1 protein-coding gene is annotated in these 545 nt (G+C 76.1%); it reads left to right on the top strand.

Going from position 1 to position 545, the window contains the following annotated elements; genetic code table 11:
* Positions 1-101: 101 nt before the first annotated feature.
* Positions 102-545: condensation domain-containing protein (locus tag KUM32_RS38835; RefSeq protein ID WP_217146496.1), on the top strand; the 444-nt coding region annotated here is incomplete at its 3' end.

Below are 545 nucleotides of genomic sequence, written 5' to 3'. Positions count from 1 at the left end.
GTCGCCGCCCTGGCCGAGCTGGTGGAGGAGCTGGTGCTGCGGGAACTGGAAGACGCCGCGAGCGGCGACAGCGACCACGACGAACGATGAGGGCCGACGACATGACGTCTTCGAACTCGAAGCAGAACCGTGCCGCGGCCCTGCCGCGCGATCTCCAGGAGGCGCTGCGCCGGCGCCTGGCGGGCAAGGCCGGCCAGGCCGCCGGAGGCGGGGACGGCATTCCGCGCGCGGACCGCTCCCGGCCGCTGCCGCCGTCCTTCGCCCAGCAGCGGCTGTGGCTCCTCGACCAGCTCGAACCGGGCGACGCCCGCTACAACAGCGCGGTCGCGCTGCGGCTGACCGGCGAGTTGGACCGGGAGGCGCTCGCCGGGGCGCTGCGGACCGTCGTGGCCCGCCACGAGGCGCTGCGCACCACCTTCGACACCGACGACGGCCGACCGGTGCAGCGGGTGCGCCCCGCGGGCCCGGTGGAGCTGCCCGTACGCGACCTGACGGCGGGAGCGGAGGCGGCGGACTCAGACGCGGACCCGGGGGCGGTGCTGGAG

The sequence above is a fragment of the Streptomyces sp. AC627_RSS907 genome, assembly GCF_019049165.1.
This window is presented reverse-complemented; position numbering and strand designations above follow the sequence as displayed.